The following is a 24,479-nucleotide window of genomic DNA, read 5'->3' on the forward strand; positions in this document are numbered from 1 at the left end:
GGGGGGCGCACGGAGGCCGGGGCGGCATCCGTAGTCGGCCCGGCGGCGTGCCGGGGCCGGAAGCGTGGGGGTACGGGACCGCGGGGCCACGCGGCCACCGGCGTCACGTACCGGGGCGGAGGTTCGCGGCGGGCGGACGGTGGTGCCGGGCGCCGCGGGCTCACCCGTACGGCGGGCAGCCGCCTCGGCCGCCGGCAACTCTACCCTAACGTTAGGGTAGGGATCGGTGGCCGTCCCCGGCGGCACCGCACGGCATGCGAAGGGCGGACGAGGTAGGCCATGAACGGCGAGCACATGCAGATCGGCGAGGTCGCCGCCCGGACCGAGCTCTCGCTGCGCACCATCCGGCACTACGAGGAGACCGGCCTGGTCACCCCGTCCGCGCGCTCGCAGGGCGGCTTCCGGCTCTACACCGAGATCGATGTCGCCCGTCTGATGGTCATCCGCCGGATGAAGCCGCTCGGTTTCAGCCTCGACCGGATGCGCGACCTGCTGGCGGCCACCGACCGGCTCGACGCCGCCGATGCGCCGGCCGGCGCGGAGCCGGGCACCGGGACGCCGGGCACCGGGACGCTGGACCCCGAGGAGCGCCAGGCGCTGCTGGCCCGGATCCGCGACTACGAGGACGCCGCCGTCGAGCAGATCGCCAAGCTCCGCACCCAGCTCGCCCGCGCCGAGGACTTCGCGGCCACCCTGCATGAGCGGCTCGCCCGGGCGACGCCCGCAACGCGGCCCTGAGGCTCCGGCGAGCCTGCCGGCGCCCGCGCAGCCGCGCCCTGACGGAGGGACATATGCCATATTTCAGAGATGCTCCCGACGAAAGGCACATCATGAAGGTCGCAGTCTTCGGTGGCACCGGGCTGATCGGGTCGCAGGTCGTCGCGGATCTGAGGGCTGCCGGCCACGAGGCGGTGCCGCACTCCAGGTCCAGCGGGGTCGACCTGCTCGGGGGCGGCGGCGTGGACGAGGCGGTGGCGGGGGCCGACGTCGTCGTCGACGTGACGAACTCCCCCACCTTCGACGAAGCCTCCCTGGACTTCTTCCGCACCTCGATGGGCACCCTGCTGGCCGCCGCCGCGAAGGGCGGCGTCGGGCACGTCGTGGTCCTGTCGATCGTCGGCGTGGACCAGGTGCCGGAGCTCGACTACTACCGCGCGAAGGTGCTCCAGGAGGAGCTCCTGGCGGCCGGGCCGCTCCCCTGGTCGGTCGTCCGGGCCACCCAGTTCATGGAGTTCGTCGACGCGATCCTGTCCTGGACCTCCGACGGGGACACCGTCCGGCTGCCCGCCACGCCGATCCAGCCGATCGCCGCCGCGGACGTGGCCCGCGCGGTCGCCGAGGTCGCGGCCGGCGCGCCGCTGCGCGGCATCCGCAACGTGGCCGGCCCCGAGGTCTTCCCCCTGGACGAGCTGGGCCGCATCACCCTCTCCCACCGGGGCGACCGCCGCACGGTCGTCACCGACCCGACCGCCGGCATGTTCGCCGTCGTCCGGGGCGACGCCCTCACCGACCGGGCCGCCCAACTCGCTCCGACCCGCTACGCGGAATGGCTCGCCTGACCGGCGCTCCCCCACGATCCACGGACGGTCGGACGGTCGGACGGCGGCGCGAAGCCGTGCCGCACGATGATCGGCGCCTGCGCCGCAGCAGGGAACCGGGCCGGACCACCCGGCGTGCTGATGTGGTGTGACGAGTACGCAGGAGACGACCAGGGCCCGCAGGCGGTCGGGGTGCGGCGTGGCGGCGGGCGCGGTGCTGCTGGCGACCGTGGCGTGGGTGGTGGAGGCCTGGGTGGCGGCGGTGCCGGCGCCGTGCGAGCCGCAGGACCACGAGTTCACGCCCGACCCGTGGGCGTTCGTGCTGGTGCTGCTGCCGTGGCCGGTGCTGCTGGTGGCGCTGCTGTGGACCGGCAGGTGGGTGGGCCGCCGGTACCGGAACCCGTGGGCGACCGCGACGACGCTGCTCGTCGTCACGGTCGCCCTGACGGTCCCGCTCACGGGCGCCGAGCACCGCCTGCACTCCGCGCAGCGCGATCGCGCTGCCGCCGCCTGTCCGTGAGGCCGTGAGGCCGCCGCTGCGCCCGAGGGCCCGCTACGGCAGGGGGATCGCGAGCAGCAGGCCGCCGTCGAGGCGTTCCTGCATGTGGCGGCCGTGGGCGGCGCAGACGACGACCGTGCCGCCCTGCGCGTCCATCGCCAGGTAGGTCGCCGGTTCGCCGCAGGGGCCCTGGGAACGGTCGTAGCCCCAGCCGGTGCCGCACTCCGTGCACCAGGAGCGGCCGTCCTCCGTCCGCAGGGTCGGCCCGCAGCGCGGGCACAACCCCCACCAGGCCGAGCAGGATCCCGGCCCCTGGGCGGCCCGCACCCGGGCCAGCTTCTCGGCCGCGCCGCCGATCCGCTGCGCGGCCTGCGCGAGCGCGTCGTCCACCGCCCCCGGCAGTGCCCCCCGGACGCCGCGGGGCAGCCCCGGCTGGCGGCTGAGCCGCTCCCGCATCGCGATGACGTCCCGCGCCAGCGCGTCCGCGCGTGCCTGCAGGTCCCGCAGCTCCGCGGGTGTCGGCTCGGCACCGCTCGCGGCGCATTCCGTGTCCCTGAACAAACCCCTCACCCCCCACCATGCCGCCGGGAGGACCGCCGAACACGGTCCGGCACCCCGCCACCGGCGGCCGTCGACCGGAAATGTCGTGATCAAACCATGACAGTCACGTGTCGACAAGAGACGGAGGTCACGCCGCCGGGCGACTGCCCCGGCCGGCGCCGGGCCCACAGCCGGGGACGGTCGTGGCCCGGCCGGCCGGGCCCTCGCCGGACGGGTCAGTGCTGTTCCCGTGCGGCGGCGGCGAGTTCGAGCCGGCTGGTCAGCCCGAGCTTGGCGAGCGCGTGGGAGACGTGCGTCTGGACGGTGCGCGGCGAGATGTGCAGGCTGCGGGCGATGCCGGCGCCGGAGAGCCCGGCGGCGACCAGCTCGGCGACCTTGGCCTCGGTCGGGGTCAGCGCGGCCCAGCCGGTCACCGGACGGCGGCGGCCCGCCTTCGCGCCCAGTCGCACTCCCGCCGACCGCAGCCGGCCGGTGATCCGTCGGGCGGCGCCGCTCGCGCCGCACTCCTCCGCGCACCGCAGCGCCTCCCGGCCGTGCCGGCGCGCCTGGTCGGCCAGGCCGGCCTGCGCCGCGGCGACCGCCGCTTCCTCCCGGGCCGCCAGCTCGGTCAGCGCCTCACCGATCCGGGCCGCCTCCCGCGCCGCGGAGCAGGCCGCAGCCAGGGTTTCCTGCGGGTCCGCGCCGAGCATCCCGCGGGCCAGTTCGACGGCGGGGGCGAGGGCCGGGCTCAGCGGGGCCGGCAGCCGCGCCAGGTCGGCGGTGATCCGCGCCCGCAGGTCCCGGTCGCCCGCGCGCAGCGCGACCCGGGTCAGCTCGGGTGCCATCAGGGCCAGCCAGGTGAAGGCGTGGTGGTCCGCCGTGGCCTGCCAGACCCGGTCGGCCAGGCGGGCGGCCTCGCGGTGGCGCCGCCGGGCCTCCAGCAGGGCCACCTCCGCCCGGTCCGGCTGCGGCAGCCCGAACTGCAGCACCGTGGGCGCCGCCCGCCAGGCGCGTAGGCGGGTCTCGGCCTCGTCCAGCCGGTCGCGCAGCACGTCGACCATCACCCGGTTCCCGACGGCCGCCGAGATCCAGGCGAACTCCTCGCCGGCGGCCAGTTCGAGGCCGTCGTCGTAGGCCGCGGCGGCGTCGTCCAGCCGCCCGGCAGCGGTGTCGATCGCGGCGCGCAGCAGCTGGTGCGGGGCGCTCTGCCACGGGGCGGCGCGGTCCTCGCGCAGCTGCTGGACGTCGCGCAGGGCCTGCTCGGCGCTCCGGGGGCCGCCGGCCAGCAGTTCGACGAACGGCGGCCAGACGTCGCTGGACGCGCCCTCGTACGGGTCCACGGCCGTGGACATGTGCCGCCGCGAGGCCTCCCAGGCCAGCTCGACCGCCGGCTGCGGGTGGCCGGTGAGGCACAGGCGGACGGCCTCCGCGGTCAGGCCGGTCAGGGTCAGGGTGCGGGGGTCGCCGGCGGGCGGGTGCAGCGACAGCGGTTCCAGGCCGCCGAGTTGCACCAGCTGGCCGCGGTGCTGGCCGAGGATGTCGCGCACCCGTCCCGGGGGTTGGGCGGCGTGGGCCTCGTCCAGCAGGGCGATGGCCGCCCGGGTGTCGCCCTGGAGCGTCGTCACGAAGATCAGGATCCGGTGCAGCTCGGTGGTGAGGGCCGGGCTGCCGGCGTGCCGGAGCGCCTCCCGGGCGACGGACCGGGCCCGGTCCAGCTGCCCTGAGCGGGCCAGTGCCCGGGCGCGTCCGGTGGCCAGCTCGACCGCGGCCGCGGAGGGGCCGGTCCACGCCCCGGGGCCGGCGAGCAGGTCGGCCTCGACGGCCGGGGCGTGGGCCAGGTCCTGCTGGGCGGCGCGGACGGCGGCGAGCACCTCCTCGGCGGGGGCGCCGGAGGCGATCACGTGCCGGACCCGGTCGGTGGAGTCCTCGTTCCGGGCCGCGGCGGCGTGCAGCACGTGCAGCAGCGGGTCGGGGGTGGCGCGGTGGACCGCGTCCCGGTAGCTCTCGTGGGTGAAGGCGAGTCTGCCGTCCGGCCGGAACGTCCCGATCCTGCCGTCCAGCAGGGTCTGCACCGGCTCGACCAGGGTGACGGCCGGGCGCCCGGCGACGGCCGCGATCTCCTCGACGGTCGCCGGGCGGCCGATCACGGCCAGGATCCGGGCGACGTCGCGGGCCGGACCCCGGAGCTGCCCCACCACGGCCGCCGCGGCCTCCTCGATGCCGCCGCTCAGGGCGCCGGCCGCGGGCTCGCCGGGGAGCAGTTCGAGCCGGTGTCCCGCCGGGCCCAGGGCGCCGAGGTGCTGCAGGTCGTCCAGCAGGGTCAGCACGCGCAGGGCGTTGGCGCGGTGCGGCGACACCGCCGCCCGCAGCCGGTCGCCGGGCCACCGGCCGGTGTGCTGGTGCACCAGGGCGTCCAGGTCGAGGTCGTCCAGCGGCGGCAGCGGCACCTCGCGCACCCAGGGCGCCCGCAACAGGCGTGCCAGGGGCTCGCGTTCGGGGCGGGAGCGGCGGGCGACGAGCAGGGCGAGGGGCAGGTCGCGGGCGGCGGAGGCGACGGTGTTCAGTACGGCGAGCGAGGCGGCGTCGGCTTCCTGGGCGTCGTCGAGGACGAGCAGGGTGGGGCCGGCGGCGCAGAGGTCGTCCAGCCGCTCCAGCAGCAGGTCCGCCGCGTGCGCCGGCACCGGGCGGCCGAGGTCCACGCCGAGCAGTTCCGCCAGCACCGCGTACGGGCCCCGGCCGGCGGCCGCGGACCCCGCGACCTGCCGGACGGCGGCCGGCACGCCGTCCGGCACCGTGCGCAGCGTGTGGCTCTTGCCCGCCCCGGCCTCGCCGGTGACCACGAACGCCGAGGGCCCGTCCGCTCCGGGCACCAGCGCCCGTGCCAGCCCGCGCGACAGGTACGCCCCCAGGTCACGCCGGTCGGCCGGCGGCGCATCGCTCATGGTCGCCAGCCTAGAGCGGGCCCGGTCCGGAGCCGCTCGCGCGGGTGGCGGGGCGGCCTGATGACCTGGAACGCGCCCGGTGGCACGGAAATCTCTGTCGTGCGACGGATGGCCGCGCGGGCGGCGCGGCGCAGGCTGGGTGCTGTTCTGCTCCTTCGATGTCGGAGATACGCCGTGAAAGCCTCCACCCTCCTGCTCGGGCTGATCCCCTGGGTCCTGTTCTCGATGATCGCCGACCGGGTCGGCACCGGGGCGGTCGGATTCGCCGCCCTGGCGGCCTGCCTCGGCTCGCTGGTCCTCGCGGTGCGCGGGGCCGTCGGGGACGGGCTGAAGCTGATCGACGCGGCGGGCGTGGTGACCTTCGGCGCCCTCGCCGCCGTCGGTCTCACCAGCGGCCACCACGTCCAGCAGTGGCTGGTCGACTACGGCCGGGGCGGGGCCGCGCTGCTGCTGGCGGCGGTGATGCTGGTCTCGGCGTTCACCGTGCCGTTCACCGAGCAGTACGCGCGGGCCGGGATCGACCGCCGCTACTGGGGCAGCCCGGCGTTCCGCGCCGTCAACCGGCGGATCTCGCTGCTCTGGGCGGGTGTCCTGTTCGTGATGGCGCTCTGCCACCTGCTGGCCGGCGCGCTGGGCAGCGGCACCCTCCTGCTCAACTGGGTGGTGCCGGTGCTGGTGGTGCTCGCCGGTCTCAAGCGAACCGAGGCGATCGCGAACGCCAACGGGGTCGGGCACCGGGCCGAGGTGCGGTCGTGAGCGTCCTCGCCGGGCCCCGGACGGAGACCGGGCGGCCGCAGCGCGCGGCCTGGCTGGTGCTGGCCGCGATGACCGGCGGCCTGGCCATGATCATGCTCGACCAGACCGTGGTGACGGTGGCGCTGCCGACCATGGCCCGCGACCTGGGGCTCTCGGCGAGCGGCCAGCAGTGGGTGGTCAACGCCTACGTGCTGGCGATGGCCGCCTGCGTGGCGCTCGGCGGCCGGCTCGGCAGCAAGCTCGGCCCGGTCACCACCTTCCGCGCCGGCATCCTGGTCTTCTTCGTCGCCTCGGCGCTCTGCGGCCTGGCACCCACCGGCGCGGCCGGCGAGCCGTGGATCGTCGCGGCCCGGGCGGCGCAGGGCTGCGGCGCCGCCCTGATGATGCCCGTCAGCGCCAGCATCGTGATGGCCGCGTTCCCCGCCCCGGTCCGGGGCCGGGCGATGGGCCTGTACGTCGGGATCAGCCAACTCTTCCTCGCGCTCGGGCCGTTGGTCGGCGGCACGCTCACCGAGTGGGTGAGCTGGCGGGCGGTCTTCTGGATCAACATCCCGGTGGGCCTGGTCGCGCTGCTGCTGGTCCGCCGCGCCGCACCGGCCAACCCGGCCCGCCCGGGCCTCGGCGTCCCGGTACCGCACACCGTGCTCCTGATGTCCGGGATCGCCACCACCGTGTACGCGCTCCAGCAGTCCTCGCAGTGGGGCTGGACCTCGACCCGCACCCTGGCCGTGCTGGGCGCCGGGCTGCTGCTGACGGGCGTCTTCGTGGTCACCCAGCTGCGGTCGCGCGATCCGCTGGTCCAGCTCGGGCTGCTGCGCCACCGCGCCTTCAACGGCAGCCTGGTCGTGCTGCTCGCCACCCAGTTCAGCATGCTGGGCATCGTGCTGTTCTCGTCCCTGTACGCGCAGAACCTGCTGGGGTACGGCCCGGTGCGGGCGGGCTGCGCCTCGCTGGCGTTCATCCTCCCGCTGATGCTGGGTGCCCAGCTCGCCGGGCGCTGGTACGACCGGTCCGGGCCCCGGCCGCCGCTGCTGACCGGCCTGGCCGTGGCCACCGCGGGCACGGTGCTCTGGGCCGCGACGCTCCCCCGCGTCGACTACCTGGCGAACGTCCCGGGCATGGCCCTGGTCGGGCTCGGTCTCGGGCTGGTCTTCGCGCCCGTCAACACCGACGCACTGAGCCGGGTGCCGGCCGCGGACCGGCCGCAGGCCTCCGGAATCGTGCAGACCGTACGGCAGTTGGGCGGCACGCTCGGTGTCGCGGTGATCGGGTCGGTGATCCTCGCGCAGGAGCACGCCGTCGCGCCGACCGACCGGTTGCACGACGTGGCGCGGGCGATGCAGGCCGGCTTCCTGGTGGCCGCCGCCGTGTTCGCGGCCGGCTGGGCCGCGGGCGCCGTCCTGCTCGCCCGGGGCAGGCCCCGCACGACCGACTGACCGGCCGACCGCCGGTGTCAGACGCCGCCGGCGCGCCAGGAGCGCCGGTACGCCCCCGGGCTGGTCCCCTGCCAGCGGGTGAAGGCGTGGCCCAGCGCCGCCGCACCGCTGAGGCCCACCGCACGGGCGATCCGGTCGGTGGTCAGGTCCGTGCTCTCCAGGAGGTGCCGGGCCCGGGCGTGCCGGGCCTCGTCCAGCAGGGCGCGCCACGAGGTGCCGTCCTCGCGCAGCGCCCGGCGCAGCGCCCGCTCGCCCAGGCACAGCGCCGCCCGGACGTCGGCGGGGGTCACCTGGTCCAGCGGTGCGGCCGCCAGCCACCGCCGGACCTGGTCGGCGACCGTGACCGCGCCGATCAGGTCCGCCAGGAGCCCGTCCGCGTACCGGCGTTGGAGTGCGGTCAGGCCCGGATCGGGCACCGCGCGGCGGCGGTCCAGCTCGGCGGTCGGCACGATCAGCGCGTTCTCGGGTGCGCCGAACGCCACCGGGCAGCCGAGCACCCGCACGTACAGCGGCTCGTCGCCGCCGCAGGTGTGAGTGAACGAGACCCCCGCCGGCGCCCAGCCGGGGCCGGCCAGCCACCGTGCCGCGCTCACCATCCCCGCCACCACCGCCTCGACCTGCTGCGGGTGCATGCTCTGCGGCGCGACCACCGGCCGGTACACCAGCCGGGACAGCGCCGCGCCCCGCACCAGCGCGATCTCGCCCGCCTCGCTCACCAGCCGGTGGTAGCGCTCCGCCGCCTCGGCCGCCTCCCCCAGGCTCACGCTGCCGAGCACCAGGTGGCCCAGCACCTCCAGGGCGGCCGGCCGCAGGTCCGCGCCCATCCGCAGCCCGACCCCGGGGTCGGCGCCCTCCCCCAGTGCCAGGTCCCAGACACCGCGGACCTGCTCGAACGACAGCCGGCCGCCCGCCGCGTCGAGCAGCGCCGGATCGCCGCCACCGGCGCCCGCGGCGGCGCCGGCCACCGCCAGCGCGTAGCCGAGCGACACCGAGACGCCCGATCCGCCCGACGTGGGCGGGGTCGTCGCGGGCAGGGCTCCCGGCGACGCCGCATCGGCAGCGGCCCGGGTCGGCGAAACGTTCATGACCGCCAGTCAAGGCAACGCGCACCGCCACCGTCAACACCCGGGCCGGGCCCCGCGACCGTCCACGATCAACAATCCGGCCGCGCGGATCAACGACAGCGCCCCCGCCGCGCCCCTACGGTCGGTGCCACCCTGCCCGGAAGCGGCCCACCGCACCCGCCGGCCGTCCTGCCCCGTTCCACCGCCCCGGAGACCACGTGATCCTGTTCCTGCTGCCCGAAGCCGACTACGACCCCACCGAAGCCGCGCTCCCCTGGGCCGCACTGCACGACGCCGGGTTCGAGGTCCGCTTCGCCACCCCCGAGGGGCGCATCGCCCACGCCGACCAGCGCCTCACCGAGCTCGGCTTCTCGTGGCTCTCCCCCTGGCTGATGACCCGCCGGGGCCCGCTCGCCACCTACCGGCGGATGACCCGCGACCCGCACTTCGCCGCTCCGCTGTCCTACCGCGAGGTGGACCCCGAGGCGGTCACCGCCCTGTTCGTCCCCGGCGGCCACGCACCCCGGGTGCGCAGCCTGATCGACAGCGGCCCGGCCCAGCAGATCGCGGCCCGGGCGATGGCCCGGCAGATCCCGGTCGGCGCCGTCTGCCACGGCGTGCTGCTGCTGGCCCGCGCCCAGGACCCGGCGACCGGGCGACCGGTCCTGCACGGCCGGCGCACCACCGCCCTGACCTCCCGGATGGAGCTGACAGCCTGGCAGCTGACCCGACTGTGGCTCGGCCGCTACTACCGCACCTACCCGACCACCGTGCAGACCGAGGTCACCGCCGCGCTCGCCGACCGCTCGCACTTCGCGCCCGGACCGGTGCTGCCGCTGCGCGACCGGCCCGACCGGCTCGGGCGCGGATTCACCGTCCAGGACGGCACGTACCTCTCGGCCCGCTGGCCGGGCGACTGCCACCGCCTGGCCGACGAGTACCGCGCCCTGGTCGCGGCCACCCGCACGCCCGCGGACCTGATCGAGGCACCCTCGCCCACCCCGTCCCCGGAGATCCGATGACCGACCACGCCCGCGCCGCGCTCGAACACCTGCGGGACCCGAGTCAGTTCCGGTGGTACGTCATACCGCTGCTGCTCCTGGTGCTCCACGTGTACGCCGTCGAGGTCGAGCGGCGGAACTGGAACGCCGTGCTGGCCGGGCTCGCGCTGTGGGGCATGGACTGGTTCAACGAAATCTGGAACGCGCTCGTCCTGCACGCCACCGGCCGCGCCCCGGTCTGGGGCGCCACCGGCCCCACCGCGTACCAGATCCTGGTCGGGCTCAACATCGAGATCTGCCTGATGTTCGCCGTCATGGGGGTCGTCGCGGTCAAGCTCCTCCCCGCCGACCCGGCCCTGCGGATCGCCGGCATCCCCAACCGCTGGCTGTTCGCGGGCGTCAACTCCGCCCTCGCCGTCGGCATCGAGATCTTCCTCCACCGGGCCGGCGTCCTGACCTGGGACTGGCCCTGGTGGCAGGCGAGTTGCCCCGTCCTCATCTGGCTGCTCGGCTACCTCCCGTTCTTCCTGGTCGCCTTCCACGTCCACGACCAGCCCCGGATCCGCACCAAGGTCCGCACCGTCGCCACCATCCTCGCCGTCGACGCCGCGGCCCTCACCGTCTTCGGCACCCTCGGCTGGCTCTGATCCCGCGCGGCCCGACGGTGCTGGTCGTGATCTCGGCGGGTCGGCCCGTCACAGGAAGTGGCGGATGGGGGCGGTGGCCGCCTCCAGGGCGCGGCGGGTCGGGCCGCGGCGGCGCCAGCGGGTCCGGGTGATCCGTTCGCTGCGCGTCAGGTCCTCGTCGAAGTGGCGGTCGAGCCGGGCCGTGAACTCCTCGTCCACGGTGGCGAGGACGACCTCCTCGTCGTGGTCGAGGGAGCGGCGGTTGAAGTTCGCGGAGCCGATCACCGCGGCGACCCCGTCGACGGTCAGCACCTTGGCGTGCATCATGGTCGGCCCGTACCGCCATACCTTGATGCCGCAGGCCGCCATCCGCTCGAAGTACCGCTCGCCGGCCAGCTGGCAGACCCGCTTGTCGGTGTGCCGGCCGGGCACCAGTAGTTCGACCTCGACGCCGCGCCGGGCGGCCGCGCACAGCAGGTCGACGAAGTAGGCGTCCGGGGCGAAGTAGGCGGTGGCCAGCCGCAGCCGCTGCTCGGCCGAGGAGATGACCACCCGCATCAGTGTCTGGAGGTCCTGCCACCCCACGCTCGCGGAACCGCGGACCACCTGGACGACTGCTTGGCCGGGCTGTTCGTGCTCCTCGAAGCGGTCCGCCTCGTCGTACAGCGCGTCCGGCCGGCACTCCGCCCAGTTCTGGGCGAACGCCGCCGCGATGCCGTCCACCGCCGGCCCGCGCACCTGGACGTGGGTGTCCCGCCACTCGGCCGGGTTGCGGGCGTCGCCGCACCACTCCTCGGCGATTCCCACGCCGCCGGTGTAGGCCGTGCGGCCGTCGACGACCAGCACCTTGCGGTGGCAGCGGTGGTTCTGCTTGAGCGGCGACAGCCGGACCGGGCGCCGGAACCAGGCGACCTGCACACCGGAGGACGTCATCAGGTCGAGCAGTTCCGGCTCGATCAGCCGGCTGCCGAAGCCGTCCAGCAGCAGCCGCACCCGCAGGCCCTCCGCGGCCTTGCGGGCCAGCAGCAGCGCGAAGCGGCGGGCGATGTCGCCCCGCCAGTAGACGAAGGTCATCATGTCGACGGTGCGGCGGGCGTCCTCGATGGCCCCCAGCATGGCGGGGAAGATCTCGTCGCCGTTGCGCAGCGGCACGAGCTCGTTGCCCTCGGTCGCGGCGATCCCGATCAGGCCCTCCAGCCGGCGCCGCAGCGCCCGGCCACGGACGCCCGGGTCGGTCGGGTCGGCCCCGGCGGGCGCAGCAGGCACGGCGGGCGCGACGGGCACGGTCGGCGCGGACTTCGGTACGACGGACTCGGACAGCACGGTTCCCCCTCGGAACGCAGCGGTGGTCAGCGGCCGTCGGCTACCCCGTCCACGCCGTTCGACTCCCCCCGGTCCGTCGAACAGTGACCGCCCGCGCGGGGTCCGGGCCGACCGGGATCCGGAGTTCGACCGCGCTGTCGGCGCAGGCTGGCATCGTGTGCGCGGTACGTCCACCTGACAGAGACCGGAGTCCGAGGATGCTGCCCGCCATTTCCGACCGCGACGAGTACGCCGCGCTGATCATCAGAACCGACTTCGGCGACGAGGAAGGCTGGCAGGCCGTACTGGCGGAGCTGTCGGAACCGTGGCAGTTCCCCGACGGGGACATCGAGCCCCACCTGCACATTGTCGACGATCCGGCCTGGGCGGGGGCCGCGCCCGACGACGTGATCGCCGCTCTCGCCGGGGACGAGGACCTGAGCGTCGTCTACCTGGCGGACCGCCTGACGATGGACGGCCGCGACCACGCGCTGCTGGCGGTGGCCGTGCTGACCCGGGAGGAGTGCGGGAGCGACGAGGAGTTCGAGGCGTACCGCGGGGCGGTCCGGACGGTTCCCGCCGGTATCGGCGACATCCACGCGAACCTGTCGATCGCCAACCTGGACTTCGCGGACGTCGTCGACGCTGCCCGGGCCGACCCCGCCGGTGTCTTCCGGTCCTTCTGAAGCCCTTCGGTCTGCCGGGTCCCCTACCACCAGTACGCCGGGTAGGCGACGGAGCGCCGCAGCCGGGCGGCGAGGACGCCGGCGCCGACCAGCAGGACGGCGGCGGCGCCGAGGGTACCGAGGAAGCGGGCCGGGGCCGGGCCCTGGAGCACCGCGATCACGGCGGTGGCGCAGGCCGGGGAGTGCGGCGTGCGGGCGAGCATCGTCGTGCCGAGGGCGAGGCCGGCGGCCGCGGCGGCCGTCCACAGCGAGTTGCCGAACGCGGCGTGGACGGCCAGGCCCACCGCGGCGCAGAGCAGGTGGCCGCCGATGACGCTGCGGGGCTGCGCCAGCGGGAGCGCGGGCACGCTGTGGATGAGCGCGGCGCTGGCGGCGAGCGGGGGGATCAGCAGCGGTTCGTGGATCGCCGTGCCGATCGCGACCAGCAGGAGCAGCACGGAGGTCGCGGACGCCAGCGTGTGGGCCGCGGCGGCCGGGGTGGGACGGGCCGGCGCCCGGCTGGTGGTCAGTGCTTGGAGGCGGGAGACCGGTCGGGTCGGGGCGGGGCCGGGGGCCGCAGCAGGTGCGTGCTGCTGGTCGATGCTCACGATCACTTCTTCTCGCCGGCGCCGGGAGGGCGCGGCGGGCCGGGGACGGGGGCGGACGGGGACCTTCACCGGCGCAGGGAGCGGGTCACGCGAGCACGGCCGTACGTGGCGCCCCGATCGGGAGCGCCGCGATCCGATGATCACCCTAACCCCGGCCCAGCGGTGCCCGGTCTCGGCAGTCCGGTCGAAAACACGGCTCTGAACCGGGACGATCCTCCAGGCGACGCGCGGCCGGTGTGGGCGAGGTCACGGGTGGCGGGCGGGGCGCGCGGGGCCGGCGGGGGCGGAGAGGGCAGGATTCGAACCTGCGTGGGCGCCAGCAGCACCCGATCGGGACCCCGAAGGGTCACGGTCCCCGTTCAACCGCTCCGGGCACCTCTCCCAGCCGTGCCCGGCCCCGGTCGGGGGCGTTCCCCGGGGCCGTTCACGACCACCAGGCTGCCCGGGGCGGCTGACCCGGCACTGATCACGCCCTGACCCCGGGGCGGCACGCGCCGGGCGACGCACGGCCGGCCCCGGCAACAAACCCTTCGACCTGCGCCCCGACAGCCTCGTAGCATCGGGCACGCGACCTGCCTCGGATCGCAGTCGGCCCCGGCCGACCAGGGCGACAGCCTGGAGCGGGGCGGTTGGCTCGTAAGCTCAGTTGGCCAGAGCTCCCGGCTGCTCGTCGGGGCGCGCAGGTTCGAATCCTGCCGAGTCCACGAACTGCGAGGCGAATGCGCCCGGTGTCCACCTCCCACGGCGAGGCGCCCGGCAGCGTCCAGGCCCGCGGCCCGTGGGAGGTCAGCGGTCGTCGAGCCGGGGGAAGACGAACTCGTCGAGCGTGAGGCCGACCGCGACGGCGGCCGGGACGGCGACCAGGGCGCCGACGATGCCGAGCACGGCGCCGCCGACCAGGACCGCGACGATGGTGACGAACGGGTGCACGTCGACGGCGTAGGTCATCGCCCGGGGCATGATCAGGTAGTCCTCCAGCAGGCGGAACCCGATGTAGAAGGCCGCGGTGGCGGCGGCGATCGGCCAGGAGAGGGTCAGCGCGACCAGGCTGACCACGATGCCCGCGATGGTCGATCCGACCATCGGCACCAGGTCCATCAGGGCGACGAAGACGCCGAGCGCGGCCGCGTACGGCACCCCGACCGCGGCGCACCACACGAAGGTGGCCGCCCCGGCGATGGCGGAGGTCACCAGGTTGCCCAGCATGTAGCGGCCGGTCCGGCCGAGGATCTCCTCGGTCAGCCGCCGGGCGTCCGCGCGCCGGCTCGCCGGGACGAAGCGGTAGCAGAACGAGGTGATCGCGGGCAGCCCGGCCATCAGGTAGAGGGTGAGCGTGACCACCACGACCAGGGACGTCACCGTGCCGAGCAGGAGCCGGCCGGCGCCGAAGACCATGCCGGGGGCGGTGTCGCCGCCGAGCTGCTCCCTGGCCCGGGCCACCAGGTGGTAGTGGTCCTCGATCCGGCCGAGGGTGGACTGGTGGTCGTGGAGTTGCTGGAGCCAGCCCGGCACCGCGTCCACCAGGACGGTGACCTCGCGGCCGACCGGCGGGATGACCAGGGCGAGGAAGCCGGCGGCGAGGGCGACGAACCCCGCGAGCACCACTGCCACCGCCCACCCGCGCCGTAGCCGGCGGCGGGTCAGCGCCACCACGACCGGGTCGAGGCTGACCGCGATGAACAGCGCCAGCAGGCCGAGCGTCAACAGGTCGGCCAGGCGCACGAGTTGCTCGAAGATCAGCCAGCCGAGGAGGGCACCGAGCGAGAGCCGCAGGCCGATGGAGAACCACGGCCGGCCCGACGGGGGCGACTGCGGCGCACGGGGAGCGGGTGGGCCGGCCGCCCGTGTCCCGCCGTCCGCCGGTCCGGCCGTTCCGGTGGGGTCGGGTACCAGCAGTTGGCGCCGGACCCCGCCGGCGGCCGCCCGGGTGATCAGCTTCCACCGCGCCGGTGCGGTCATGCGCCCTCCCTCGATCGACCCGACCGGCTGGACCCCTCCGGTCGGCGGGCGGGCTCCGCGGCACACTCCGCGGGCCGGCCGGCACCCCGTCGGCTGCCCCCTGGCCGCCGGTCCATGCACGCCCGCAGGGCTCGATCTCCCGCGCTTCGCCGTACCGGCCGCCCGGCGCCGGGCGGGGCCTCAGCGGGGCTCGTTCACCAGGCCGGTCGGCCCGTCGTCGCCGGGCAGGGCGGTGAACACGCAGTCCCAGCGCGCCCCCAGGTCGCGCAGCGCGCTGACGCTCGGACGGCCGCCGGTGGCGGCGTTCAGGTCGGCCAGCTCGGCGAAGAAGCCGTCCAGCGCGGGCGAGGTGATGAACAGGAACCGGACCTCCGCCGTCCCCGTGTTGTAGGGGCGGTGCACGGCGCCGCGGGGCACCACCGCGTACTCGCCCGGGCCGAGCGTGACGGTCCGTCCGTCGATGTCCAGCGTCAGTTCGCCCGCGAGCACCCGGAACGCCTCCTCGTGCCGGCGGTGCACGTGCGGCGGTGGACCCTCGGCGCCCGGGGCGTGCGAGTACTCGATCAGCGAGTAGGCCCCGCCGGTCGCCGCGCCGTCGATCTTCACCGTCATCGCGGGCCCCGTCGGACCGGGGAACCGCCGCCCCTGCCCCGCCGCGACCACCACGGGATCGCTCACGTCCACCACCTCCGCTCGGGCCCGCCCCTCCCCCACGCCATGGTCCCGCCGGGCCGCCGCAGGCGCACGACGAACCGCCCCCGCCGGGGCGCGGGCCCGACGGGTGATGTTCGCGCGGGTCGGAGGGCCGCGCGGCCGGTGACCGGGCGCCGCCTGCCGATACTGCGGGCATGACACTCCCCGGCAAGAAGGCGCTGCTGCGCCTCGTGGCGGTCGCCGCCCTCCTCACCCTCGGCCTTCCGGCCGCCGGCGCGAACGGGTCGGTGAGCGGCGCCGGCGGGCACGGCCACCGCTGCGTCGCCTCCGCACGGCCGGACGGCGGGCCGGCGCTCGACGTCCTGCGGATCGCCGAGCAGGCCAGGACGGAGCTGGACCTCGGGTCGGTGATCCTGCGGGTCACCGTCGACGGCCACGAGCTGGTCACCGGCGCGCTCGGCGAATCGATGACGGGGGTCCCGGCCGAGCCCGCCATGCACTTCCGCAACGGCAACATCGCGATCAGCTACCTGGGTACGGCGCTGCTGCGCCTGGTCGACCGGGGCACGGTGGCGCTGGACGACCCCGTCACCCGCTGGCTGCCCGACCTGCCGCACGGGGACGGCATCACCCTGCGCATGCTCGGCGCGTCCAGCAGCGGTCTGGTCGACTACGTCAAGTCGCCCGGGTTCGTGCAGGCCGTCGGCGCGGACCCGTTCCGCCGGTGGACGGCCGACGAGCTGGTGGCGATCTCGACCGACCAGGACCGGCTGTACGACCCGGGCACCAACTGGAACTACTCGCACGCCAACTTCGTCATCCTCGGCGCCGCCCTGGAGAAGATCACCGGCACCCGGCTGGACGAGCTGCTCCAGCGCGAGGTGCTGGACCCCCTGGGGCTGGCCGAGACCCGCAACAGCTTCACGCCCGACATCCCGACGCCGGTGCTGCACGCCTTCACCACCGACCGCGGGACGTACGAGGAGTCGACCTTCTGGAACCCCTCGTGGACCACCGCGCCCGGCGCCGTGGAGACCACCGACATCTGCGACCTGGCCCGCTCGGCCGCCGGCATCGGCTCCGGCGAGCTGCTCTCCGCGTCGGCCCGCCAGGAACTCCTGAACCCGCGGACGGTGGGCCTCGGCACGCCGACCGCGACCTGCCCGGCGACGCTGTGCCTCGCGAACACCGAGGCCACCCACTACGGCATGGGTGTCCTGGCGCTGGGTGACTGGATCGGCCAACACCCCTTGTTCTTCGGCTACTCCGCCGCCCAGGCCTACCTCCCGTGCGAGCACCTGGCGATCGCCGTGTCGACCACCCGGGGCCGCAACGCGCCGGACGGCCACACCGCCCAGCTCGTGACCCAGCGGATCGCGGCGGCGCTCGCCCCCGACCACCCGATCCCCGACTTCGGCTGAACCCGGCGCCCGGCCCGGCCCCGGGGCCCGGCGGGACGGGCCGCCGGGGTCAGAGGCGGCGCCAGCGGGCGGACGCGAACGAGAACACGCCGAACAGCACCAGCCCCACGGCCACCGCGACCAGCAGCCACGGCCCGGCGGCGCTGCCCGCGAACGACCGGAGGGTGTCGTCCATGCCCTTGGCCTGCCCCGGGTCGAACCGCACCGCCGCCACCAGGACGAAGACTCCCGCGCCCGCGAACACCGCACCGCGCGCCACGTTCCCGGACACGCCGGAGGCGGTCACCGCGCTCCGGGTCCGCCGCCCCATCGCCCCGGTGTCCAGCTTCCGCAGGAAGCGCCGCTGCACCGCGCGCACCGCGACGCCGATGCCCACGCCCAGCAGCACCAGGCCGCCCGCGCCCACCAGGAACCGCCCCGCGGGGAGCCCGAGCGCGGAGGCCGTCCAGTCCCGTGACGCGGCGTCACTGTCCGAACCGCCGCCGCTGCCGGCCGCGTAGGCGGCCGTGCCCCAGCACACCGAGGCGTAGAACACGGCGCGCGCCGCGCAGAGCAGCCGGTGGCCGGTCTTCTTGCTCCCCGCCTCGCCGAACACCGCGGTGGACGCCCGCCACAGCGTCATCCCGGCGAAGCCCGCGGCCAGCACCCACAGCAGCACGGAACCGAACGGCTGCGCCGCGATCCGGTGCAGCGCGCCCTGCCGGTCCGCCTCCTCCCCGCCGTCGCCGAACGCGATCCGCAGGGCGAGCACCCCGACCAGGACGTACACCACACCGCGCGCCGTGAACCCCGAACGGCCGGCCGCACGCAGGACGCCGGCGCCCGTACCGTGCGGGGCCCGACCGTCGACGGACGTCGTCACCATCGCCTCCACCCTTCACCCGCCCGGCCCGCACGGCCCGGCCCCGAACCCTGCCGCTCCCCGCCTGCCCCGCCGCGCCGCCGCCATGCGCAGCCGTACCCGGCAAGGCCGGTGGGCCCCGGGGAACGGCCTGGACGGCAGGTGGGGCGGTTCGGGAGAATGCCCGTCATGACGACGTGAAGAGCACCGGCCGGCCGATCGAGGTGGCGGAACCGGGGCAACGGCTGGGCGGTTCGCGACGGCGAGCGCTGGTCGACGTGCTCGACCGGCGGGGGCTCGGCCGAGGGTGAACGGACTGCCGGTGGACCCGGTGCCGCCGTCGGTGTGCCCAGCGTCGGCGGCGACCGGGCGGGCCCGGGGTCTAGGCGGTGACCACGTTGGCGGCCGGGTAGATCTTGGGCGGTACGTCGGGCATGCCGGCCTCGGCGAGGGCAGGCATCAGCTGCTCGGCGAAGCTGCGGAAGGCCTCCTCGGACTCCCACACGTCGACCACGATCCACCCGTCGTCGGTGGGCCCGGCGGCGTGCGAGATCAGGCCCGGCACCGGCCAGTCGGCGCGCGAGCGCACCATCCCCTTGCCACCGCTGAGCACATCGGTGACCCGCTCGTACTGCTCCCGGGTCACGCCCGGCGTCTCGTGCACGATGATGACCGCCATCGGGGCGACACCTCCTCGTTCGGCTGCCGCCAGTTCACGCCGGTCGCGGTCCGGCCGCCCACCGGGTGGGCCGAATGCGGCAGCGCGGGCCGCCGGCCGACGCCTCGGTCACGGGCGGCTGCGGGCCTTGCAGGCGGGCTCGTGCCAGGTCGTCCGGACGACCGAGCCGCTGAGCGACAGGTGCTCGCTGGACCAGGTACGGCAGCAGCCCGCGCCGCCGCGCGGCCGGGACGGCGCCGGGCCGCGGGCGCCGCGGGCCGGCACGGTGGGGAGGGGAACGGCGGGGGCGGCGGGGCGGCGGCCGCGGCGGCGCGTGGTGGGAGTGGTCACCCCTCCGCTCTGCCCGCCCGAGCGCCCCGCCGAACCTCGCCACCCCCCGGACGGAGCAGCCGGCCCACGGGCCGGGCCGGTACGGTGGGCCCGCGCGTGCGGTGCGACGGCCGAGATCGAAGAGGACCGGTGGGACCGGCATGGTCGAGTTCAGCTACCGGGAGGTCGGCGCCACGGCGGAGGGCGGCGAGCTGCCGGCCGGCTACCGCCACCTGCGGCACCGGACCCGGCTCGGGGCCGGGCGGGAGGTGTTCGCGGCGGCGGGCAGGACCGTGCTGACCTGGCGGATGCACCGAGCGGTCGGGGTCGGGATACGGGCGGACGCGGAGCGGGCCGCGCCCGGGGTGGTGGTGCGGGTGGTGCTCGGCGCCGGGCGGTTCGCGCTGGTCGCGCCGTGCGCGGTGGTGTGGGCGGTCGAGGAGCCGGCCCGGGCCGGCTTCGCGTACGGGACGCTGCCCGGGCACCCGGAGTGCGGCGAGGAGGCGTTCGTGGTGGAGCTGGCCCCGGACGGGCAGGTCTGGTTCACCGTCACCGCCTTCAGCCGCCCGGCCCGCTGGTACACCCGCCTCGGCCTCCCGCTGGCGCTGGCGTTCCAGCACCTCTACGCCCGGCGCTGCGGCCGGGTGCTGCGCCGGGCGGCCGTCCGCGGCGCGGCGTAGCGGGCGTATCGAGCCGACCCGGCGGCGCGGTCCCGGCCGGGAGGCCGGGGCGGTGACCCAGCAGGTCCGGGGCACGATCACGGTCGCGGCGGGTCAGGGCGGGACGGCCGGCGTCAGGCCGCTTCGAGGGCGTCCGCGCGGTGGCGCAGGTCTGCCGCGATGTCGTCCCGGTCCGGTCCGAACAGCTCGAGGCAGTCCGCGGCCTCCCGCATCAGCACCAGCTCGTCGGGGCGTTGCAGCAGCACCAGGCGGTAGGCCAGGTGCCGGATCCAGACCGGAAGGTGGCCGCTGACCGGGGGCGGGCACAGCTCGTGCAGCATGGCGAGGATCGTGTCCGGGCCCGCGAAGGTGAGCTCCTGGACGAAGTGGTGCTCGCGGTGCGGCAGGTCGCAGGGCGGCGTCGGCCGGAACTCGTCGCCGTAGAGGCACCGGGCTTGCTCCGTCAGGGTGCTGTGCATGCGGAGAGCCTAGGACGGCTCCGGGGCTGGCCGGAAGTCCTGGCGGGCGCCGAGGAAGTAGTCCACGCCGGCCTCGAACCGGGCCGACGCGACCACCTGCTGCAGCCGGCTGCGGGCCGCGAGGGGCAAGGGGTGGTCGCCGACGATCATCCACTCGTCGGCGCTGAGGTCGAACACGTCCCGGATCGCCAGGAACTGGTCCCGTGTCAGCTCTACGACCGAGTGGAGCCGGTCGTCGGCGCCGAACCCCTCCAGCACCCAGCACATGTTCCGGCCGTCGGCGAACGGATCCTCCTCGCCGGCCGCACCCCGGGCCGCGGCGGCCGTCTCGTGGCCGAAGGGCAGGGCGCGGGCCCTGGTGCGGTGGGCGAGGCGGCCGTCGAGGAGCCGGACCAGGCCGAACTGCATGGTGACGAGGTCGCGCTCGAGCAGGGCGCGGAGGGTGGAGCGGGCGCCGCGGGTGCTCCACCCGGCGACTCGGAGGCCGTCGAGGATGGTGGCGCCGGCCGGCCCGTCCGGTGCCGGGTCGAGGGAGAACAGCATCCAGCCGCCGTCCCCGGCCGGGAGCCGGGCCTCGACGACGGCGAGCAGGAACGCCTGCTGGCGCGCGTTGAGCCCGCGCCACACCGTGGCCGCGCTCCGGCGGCCCGCCGTCGACCTGCCCATTCATCTACCCCGTTCCGTGCGACGCGGCGAAACCTAGCACCGGCCACCGACACCCAGGCGGGCGGAGGGGTCAGCCGGTGAGGACGGCCGGGGCGAACGCGGCCAGCCAGACCAGGACGAACGCCGCCGTCGTCATCAGCGGGACCAGGAAGCGGGTCTCCACCCGGTTGCCGGTGCGCCGGATCAGCACGAGTTCGTAGCGCCGCCGGTGCGGCCACAGCAGTGGCGCCCCCTGCTTGGTCAGGCAGTCGCCGAGGAGGTGGGCCAGTGCCCCGAGGGTCACCGTGTACGGGAGCAGGTCGGCGGTGGCCGGGACCCAGGTGTCCAGCCCGGCCGTGCCGACCGCCGCCAGCCCGAGGGTGGTGAGCCGGCCGGTCGGCCCGGCGCCGCCCGGGTGCAGGTGCAGGGCCTGGACGGCCAGCGCGATCAGGACGAAGCCCAGGCCGAGCGCGAAGCCGCGCCCCCAGCGGGCCAGCGCCGCCCAGGTGCCCCAGCCCGCCAGGGCGACGAACAGCAGGGAGTGGGTGGCGTGGCGGTGGCCGCCGGAGATCCGGGCGACCAGACGGCAGAGCGTCCGGGTGACCGGGCCGAGGAGGTGCGCCACCGTGCCGTCGTGGTGGTCGAGGTCGGGCAGCAGCGCCGCGCCGGCGCACAGCACCGTCCCCATCAGCACCTCGCCGGGCGACAGCGGCCGGCCGAACAGCGCCTGCGGCAGGAAGGGGGCGGCGGCCGCGTACAGCAGGGCCCCGCTCACCGCGTGGGAGTGGCCCATCATGGCGTGCTCGACATGGAGTTGTTCGGTCCTCCTGCTCCGGGGCGGCGTCGCGACCGGGCGACGCCCGACGGCCGGTCGGCTACCCGGGGGCGGCCGATCCACGCCTCCGGGCGCGGCGGCCCGCGGGCGGTCCGGAGCGAGAGGCGGCCGAAGCCGAGCTGCTGGTGGGCCTGATGACCCGCATCTCGGGCGCCGAGGCCTGAGCCCGGTGGTCGCCGGTCAGGGCAACGGGACCTCGCCGTAGGGAGGTTCACGCCCGGCCGGCCCGGCGCCGCCGGCCGCCGCGGAGCCGTTGAGCGGAGCGGTGAACAGGGCGGTCGTCTCGGTGAGGCTGAGCAGTTTGGCCAGCTGCGGACCGGCGTGGACGATGACCAGCGTGCGCCCGCTGCGCAGCGCGCTCAGGCGCAGCCGCAGCAGCGTGTTGAGGCCGAAGCTGTCGCAGAAGGTGACGCCCGACATGTCGAGGTCCAGGCCCGTACCGGCGTCCGCCAGGGCCCGCTCCAGGGTCTCCCGCAGGTCGGCGGCCACGTCCATGTCGATCTCGCCGACCAGCCGGGCCAGGTGCCGCGAGAGTCCCGGGACCACCGCGACGGACAGGCGGCCCGCCGGGCCGGACGGGTGCGAGGGGCCGGGCGGGGTGGTGGACGGATCCTCGGTCATGGCCAGGTCCTTGAACGTGGGAGGTGGCGGACGGAAGGCACTTCCCATGGTGGTACGAACACGTTTTCACGTCAAGATATACCGGAACCGCGATTCACATGTAGCGAAGAGGGAATCGCTCGTCCTACGGTGGAGGCATGGCGATCGACGAACCCGCGAGGACGAACTGGACCTTCGTCACCAATCACGCCCGCGTCCTGGCCGCGATCGCACGCGACCCCGGCGTCCGGCTGCGCGACGTGGCCCAGGAGGCCCAGCTGACCGAACGCGCCGTGCAGGCGATCGTGACCGACCTCGAACAGGCCGGGTACCTCGCCCGCACCCGCACCGGACGCCGCAACCACTACGAGATCGCCACCGGTACCTGGCTCAGACATCCGGCCGAGGCCGGTCTGAGCGTCAGTGCGCTGCTCGACCTGCTCGCACCCTCGCGCGAACCCGACGGCACCGAAAGCGCCGTCGGATCCCAGGAGCACCCCGGCTCGGGCCACGCGATGCCCGACCACCGACTGCCCGAGCACCCTCTGCCCGACCACCCGCTGCCCGAGCAGCCCGGCGCGCCCAGCGACGAGTCCTGACACCCGCCGCGCCCGGGGCACCGGTCAGCCGGGCGGCTCCGGTACCGGCTCGGCCGGGTCGCACAGCCCCATGGCCCGGTCCTGCGCGTGCGGGTCGTTCTCGCCCGGCGGATGGAAGCAGGCGCTGACCGTCTTCCCCCGCTGCTGGCGGCGCACCTCCCACTCGTCGGCGAGGGCGGCCACGATGGCCATCCCCCGCCCGCCGAGCGCCTCGCCGTCCGCGGCGCGGGGCACCGGCAGCGTGGCGCTGGCGTCGTGCACGGACACGTGCAGGCACCGCCCGTCCCACACCAGCACCAGTTCCGCGTTGCTGTGCGCGTGCACGTGGGCGTTGGTCAGCAGCTCGGAGACGGTGATCAGGACCGCGTCCACGGTGTCCGGCGCGCTCGCCGTCCAGCCGAGGGAGTCCAGGTGGATCCGGGTCCACCGCCGCCCCGCCCTGATGCCTCCCGCGATCGGGAACGAGCGGGCCCACCCGGTGGCCCGCACCGACGCCTCACCCATGTCCGGGCCTCCGTTCCTGGTCCATGACGGACACCTGCCCCGGACGGACGCCCGCATTCCGCCCGGTTCGCGGCCGGCCGCGAAGCGAGCACCTCGCGGCGGCCCACCGGGCGGCCCCGCGCGGCTCACCAGCGGATGCGCCGGTGGGGAGGCACCCGGCAGGCTGGGGGGGTGGGATCCGCAGCACCGCGAGAGGAGCCGACCATGGCCAGGCCGGTATGGACCGGAGTCCTCACCTTCGGGCTGGTGACCGTGCCGGTGTCGCTGTACACCGCCACCGACAGCCACACGGTCCGCTTCCACCAACTGGAGCGCGGCACCTCCGACCGGGTGCGCAACAAGCGGTTCAACGAGCGCACCGGCGAGGAGGTGGAGTTCGGCAACATCGTGAAGGGCTTCGACACCGGCGCCGGCGAGTACGTCGTGGTCGAGCCCGAGGAGCTGGACCAGATCTCCCCCGGACGCTCCCGCACCATCGACGTCTCCGGGTTCGTCGACCTGACCCAGGTCGACCCGATCTACTTCGACAAGACGTACTACCTCGGTCCCAAGGGCAAGGAGTACGCCAAGGTCTACCAGCTGCTCACCGACGCCCTGGCCCGGAGCAACCGGGCCGGGCTCGCGATGTTCTCCATGCGCGGCAAGGAGTACCTGACGGCGGTCCGCGCCGAGAACGGCCTGCTGGAGCTGCACACCATGCACTTCGCCGACGAGGTCCGCGACCCCCGCCAGGAGGTCGGCGACCTCCCCAGCGGCGAGGCCGCCTACAGCACGCAGGAGTTGAAGACCGCCGAGCAACTCATCGACATGCTCGCGGTGGACTGGAAGCCCGAGGACTACCACGACACCTTCGAGGAGCAGGTCCGCAAGCTGATCGAGGACAAGGCGGCCGGCCGCGAGATCGTCATCTCCGAGGGCCCGCCGCAGGAGGCCACCAACGTGGTGGACCTGATGGACGTCCTGCGGCGCAGCCTCGCCGACGCGCACGGCGGGAAGGCGGGGGCGGCCGACGAGGCGAAGGACGAGCCCCGCGGCCGCCGCGCCGGGCCGAAGGCCGCCGCCGCCCCCAAGGCTGCGGGCGGGAAGAAGAGCACCGCGGGCAAGCCGGCGGCCGGCACCGACAGGCCGGCCTCCAAGAAGCGGGTCTCCGCCGCCGGCGCGCAGGAGGACCTGTCCGCGCTGACCAAGGCCCAGCTGTACGAGAAGGCGACAGAGCTCGGGATCGCGCACCGCTCGACCATGACCCGCGACGAACTGCAGCAGGCCGTCCGGAAGGCCACGACCGGGCGGGGCCGCCTGCGCTCGGTCTCCTGAGGGC

General features: G+C 75.5%; 27 protein-coding genes and 2 tRNA genes. 13 read left to right on the top strand and 16 right to left on the bottom strand.

Annotation, left to right across the window (positions count from 1 at the left end):
- The first annotated feature begins 279 nt into the window (after positions 1-279).
- The 3 genes from ABT014_RS15005 to ABT014_RS15015 all read left to right on the top strand — a co-directional run bounded on the left by ABT014_RS15005 (position 280) and on the right by ABT014_RS15015 (position 2,058).
- On the top strand, positions 280-738 hold the full coding sequence (locus ABT014_RS15005; RefSeq protein ID WP_350639161.1) for a MerR family transcriptional regulator: 459 nt from the start codon (positions 280-282) through the stop codon (positions 736-738).
- A gap of 92 nt (positions 739-830) precedes the next feature.
- On the top strand, positions 831-1,559 hold the full coding sequence (locus ABT014_RS15010; protein WP_350639162.1) for an SDR family oxidoreductase: 729 nt from the start codon (positions 831-833) through the stop codon (positions 1,557-1,559).
- 127 nt (positions 1,560-1,686) lie between these two features.
- Positions 1,687-2,058, top strand: a complete 372-nt coding sequence (locus ABT014_RS15015; protein WP_350639163.1) for a hypothetical protein — start codon at positions 1,687-1,689, stop codon at positions 2,056-2,058.
- 33 nt (positions 2,059-2,091) lie between these two features.
- Here the strand turns inward: ABT014_RS15015 and ABT014_RS15020 are convergent, their stop codons facing one another.
- Positions 2,092-2,598, bottom strand: a complete 507-nt coding sequence (locus tag ABT014_RS15020) for a hypothetical protein (protein ID WP_350639164.1) — start codon at positions 2,596-2,598, stop codon at positions 2,092-2,094.
- Positions 2,599-2,813: 215 nt separating this feature from the next.
- Positions 2,814-5,519 (bottom strand): helix-turn-helix transcriptional regulator, encoded by a 2,706-nt coding sequence (locus ABT014_RS15025; RefSeq protein WP_350639165.1) that lies wholly within the window; start codon positions 5,517-5,519, stop codon positions 2,814-2,816.
- A 174-nt stretch (positions 5,520-5,693) separates the two neighbouring features.
- On the opposite strand from ABT014_RS15025, the gene ABT014_RS15030 reads away from it, so the two are divergent.
- Together ABT014_RS15030 and ABT014_RS15035 are read left to right on the top strand one after the other, a co-directional pair.
- A complete protein-coding gene (locus ABT014_RS15030; protein WP_350639166.1) occupies positions 5,694-6,275 on the top strand; it encodes a hypothetical protein in 582 nt (193 codons plus the stop codon).
- Positions 6,272-7,711 carry an MFS transporter gene (locus ABT014_RS15035; protein ID WP_350639167.1) on the top strand — a complete coding sequence of 480 codons (1,440 nt, stop codon included), beginning with the start codon at positions 6,272-6,274 and terminating at the stop codon, positions 7,709-7,711. Before ABT014_RS15030 ends, ABT014_RS15035 begins: the two co-directional genes overlap by 4 nt.
- 17 nt (positions 7,712-7,728) lie before the next feature.
- On the opposite strand, the gene ABT014_RS15040 is transcribed toward ABT014_RS15035, so the two are convergent.
- A complete protein-coding gene (locus tag ABT014_RS15040; RefSeq protein WP_350639168.1) occupies positions 7,729-8,796 on the bottom strand; it encodes an AraC family transcriptional regulator in 1,068 nt (355 codons plus the stop codon).
- Positions 8,797-8,993: 197 nt separating this feature from the next.
- Here ABT014_RS15040 and ABT014_RS15045 point away from each other — a divergent pair, with 197 nt between their 5' ends.
- Both ABT014_RS15045 and ABT014_RS15050 read left to right on the top strand, forming a co-directional pair.
- Complete coding sequence (locus tag ABT014_RS15045; protein WP_350639169.1) at positions 8,994-9,797, top strand: type 1 glutamine amidotransferase domain-containing protein; 804 nt, start codon at positions 8,994-8,996, stop codon at positions 9,795-9,797.
- Positions 9,794-10,423, top strand: coding sequence for an AF_1327 family membrane protein (locus ABT014_RS15050; RefSeq protein WP_350639170.1), 630 nt, complete (start codon positions 9,794-9,796; stop codon positions 10,421-10,423). Before ABT014_RS15045 ends, ABT014_RS15050 begins: the two co-directional genes overlap by 4 nt.
- A 48-nt stretch (positions 10,424-10,471) precedes the next feature.
- On the opposite strand, the gene ABT014_RS15055 is transcribed toward ABT014_RS15050, so the two are convergent.
- Positions 10,472-11,668 carry a phospholipase D-like domain-containing protein gene (locus ABT014_RS15055; RefSeq protein ID WP_350639338.1) on the bottom strand — a complete coding sequence of 399 codons (1,197 nt, stop codon included), beginning with the start codon at positions 11,666-11,668 and terminating at the stop codon, positions 10,472-10,474.
- Between the two features lie 254 nt (positions 11,669-11,922).
- Between ABT014_RS15055 and ABT014_RS15060 the strand changes: the two genes are divergently transcribed.
- Positions 11,923-12,390, top strand: a complete 468-nt coding sequence (locus ABT014_RS15060) for a DUF6924 domain-containing protein (protein ID WP_350639171.1) — start codon at positions 11,923-11,925, stop codon at positions 12,388-12,390.
- Between the two features lie 23 nt (positions 12,391-12,413).
- Here ABT014_RS15060 and ABT014_RS15065 read toward each other — a convergent pair whose 3' ends face one another.
- Both ABT014_RS15065 and ABT014_RS15070 read right to left on the bottom strand, forming a co-directional pair.
- The gene (locus tag ABT014_RS15065; RefSeq protein WP_350639172.1) at positions 12,414-12,977 is read right to left on the bottom strand and encodes an HPP family protein; all 564 of its coding nucleotides are present in this window, start codon (positions 12,975-12,977) and stop codon (positions 12,414-12,416) included.
- Positions 12,978-13,261: 284 nt separating this feature from the next.
- Positions 13,262-13,359, bottom strand: a tRNA-OTHER gene (locus ABT014_RS15070).
- 249 nt (positions 13,360-13,608) lie between these two features.
- On the opposite strand from ABT014_RS15070, the gene ABT014_RS15075 reads away from it, so the two are divergent.
- Positions 13,609-13,681 (top strand) — tRNA-Ser (locus tag ABT014_RS15075).
- 82 nt (positions 13,682-13,763) lie between these two features.
- Here the strand turns inward: ABT014_RS15075 and ABT014_RS15080 are convergent.
- On the bottom strand, positions 13,764-14,936 hold the full coding sequence (locus tag ABT014_RS15080; RefSeq protein WP_350639173.1) for an AI-2E family transporter: 1,173 nt from the start codon (positions 14,934-14,936) through the stop codon (positions 13,764-13,766).
- A gap of 180 nt (positions 14,937-15,116) precedes the next feature.
- Positions 15,117-15,614 (bottom strand): cupin domain-containing protein, encoded by a 498-nt coding sequence (locus tag ABT014_RS15085; RefSeq protein ID WP_350639174.1) that lies wholly within the window; start codon positions 15,612-15,614, stop codon positions 15,117-15,119.
- Between the two features lie 170 nt (positions 15,615-15,784).
- Between ABT014_RS15085 and ABT014_RS15090 the strand changes: the two genes are divergently transcribed.
- Entirely contained in the window at positions 15,785-17,011 is a 1,227-nt protein-coding gene (locus tag ABT014_RS15090; protein WP_350639175.1) for a serine hydrolase domain-containing protein, read from the top strand.
- A gap of 49 nt (positions 17,012-17,060) precedes the next feature.
- Here ABT014_RS15090 and ABT014_RS15095 read toward each other — a convergent pair whose 3' ends face one another.
- The 3 genes from ABT014_RS15095 to ABT014_RS15105 form a co-directional block, all read right to left on the bottom strand.
- Positions 17,061-17,876, bottom strand: coding sequence for a DUF1206 domain-containing protein (locus ABT014_RS15095; protein WP_350639176.1), 816 nt, complete (start codon positions 17,874-17,876; stop codon positions 17,061-17,063).
- Positions 17,877-18,234: 358 nt separating this feature from the next.
- Entirely contained in the window at positions 18,235-18,531 is a 297-nt protein-coding gene (locus tag ABT014_RS15100; protein ID WP_350639177.1) for a hypothetical protein, read from the bottom strand.
- A 108-nt stretch (positions 18,532-18,639) separates the two neighbouring features.
- Positions 18,640-18,861 carry a hypothetical protein gene (locus ABT014_RS15105; RefSeq protein ID WP_350639178.1) on the bottom strand — a complete coding sequence of 74 codons (222 nt, stop codon included), beginning with the start codon at positions 18,859-18,861 and terminating at the stop codon, positions 18,640-18,642.
- A gap of 140 nt (positions 18,862-19,001) precedes the next feature.
- Between ABT014_RS15105 and ABT014_RS15110 the strand changes: the two genes are divergently transcribed.
- Positions 19,002-19,520, top strand: coding sequence for a DUF1990 domain-containing protein (locus tag ABT014_RS15110; RefSeq protein ID WP_350639179.1), 519 nt, complete (start codon positions 19,002-19,004; stop codon positions 19,518-19,520).
- A 113-nt stretch (positions 19,521-19,633) separates the two neighbouring features.
- Here ABT014_RS15110 and ABT014_RS15115 read toward each other — a convergent pair whose 3' ends face one another.
- The 4 genes from ABT014_RS15115 to ABT014_RS15130 form a co-directional block, all read right to left on the bottom strand.
- Positions 19,634-19,978, bottom strand: coding sequence for a hypothetical protein (locus ABT014_RS15115; protein WP_350639180.1), 345 nt, complete (start codon positions 19,976-19,978; stop codon positions 19,634-19,636).
- Positions 19,979-19,987: 9 nt separating this feature from the next.
- A complete protein-coding gene (locus ABT014_RS15120; RefSeq protein ID WP_350639181.1) occupies positions 19,988-20,644 on the bottom strand; it encodes a hypothetical protein in 657 nt (218 codons plus the stop codon).
- A gap of 70 nt (positions 20,645-20,714) precedes the next feature.
- Positions 20,715-21,419 (bottom strand): metal-dependent hydrolase, encoded by a 705-nt coding sequence (locus ABT014_RS15125; RefSeq protein WP_350639182.1) that lies wholly within the window; start codon positions 21,417-21,419, stop codon positions 20,715-20,717.
- 219 nt (positions 21,420-21,638) lie between these two features.
- Complete coding sequence (locus tag ABT014_RS15130) at positions 21,639-22,079, bottom strand: STAS domain-containing protein (protein WP_350639183.1); 441 nt, start codon at positions 22,077-22,079, stop codon at positions 21,639-21,641.
- A gap of 137 nt (positions 22,080-22,216) precedes the next feature.
- Between ABT014_RS15130 and ABT014_RS15135 the strand changes: the two genes are divergently transcribed.
- The gene (locus tag ABT014_RS15135) at positions 22,217-22,657 is read left to right on the top strand and encodes a helix-turn-helix transcriptional regulator (protein ID WP_350639184.1); all 441 of its coding nucleotides are present in this window, start codon (positions 22,217-22,219) and stop codon (positions 22,655-22,657) included.
- A 24-nt stretch (positions 22,658-22,681) separates the two neighbouring features.
- Here ABT014_RS15135 and ABT014_RS15140 read toward each other — a convergent pair whose 3' ends face one another.
- Positions 22,682-23,161 carry an ATP-binding protein gene (locus ABT014_RS15140; RefSeq protein WP_350639185.1) on the bottom strand — a complete coding sequence of 160 codons (480 nt, stop codon included), beginning with the start codon at positions 23,159-23,161 and terminating at the stop codon, positions 22,682-22,684.
- Positions 23,162-23,365: 204 nt separating this feature from the next.
- On the opposite strand from ABT014_RS15140, the gene ku reads away from it, so the two are divergent.
- Complete coding sequence (gene ku / locus ABT014_RS15145) at positions 23,366-24,475, top strand: non-homologous end joining protein Ku (RefSeq protein WP_350639186.1); 1,110 nt, start codon at positions 23,366-23,368, stop codon at positions 24,473-24,475.
- Positions 24,476-24,479: the final 4 nt, after the last annotated feature.

Origin of the sequence: Kitasatospora sp. NPDC094015, from assembly GCF_040304075.1 — a bacterium.
Classification (GTDB): domain Bacteria; phylum Actinomycetota; class Actinomycetes; order Streptomycetales; family Streptomycetaceae; genus Kitasatospora.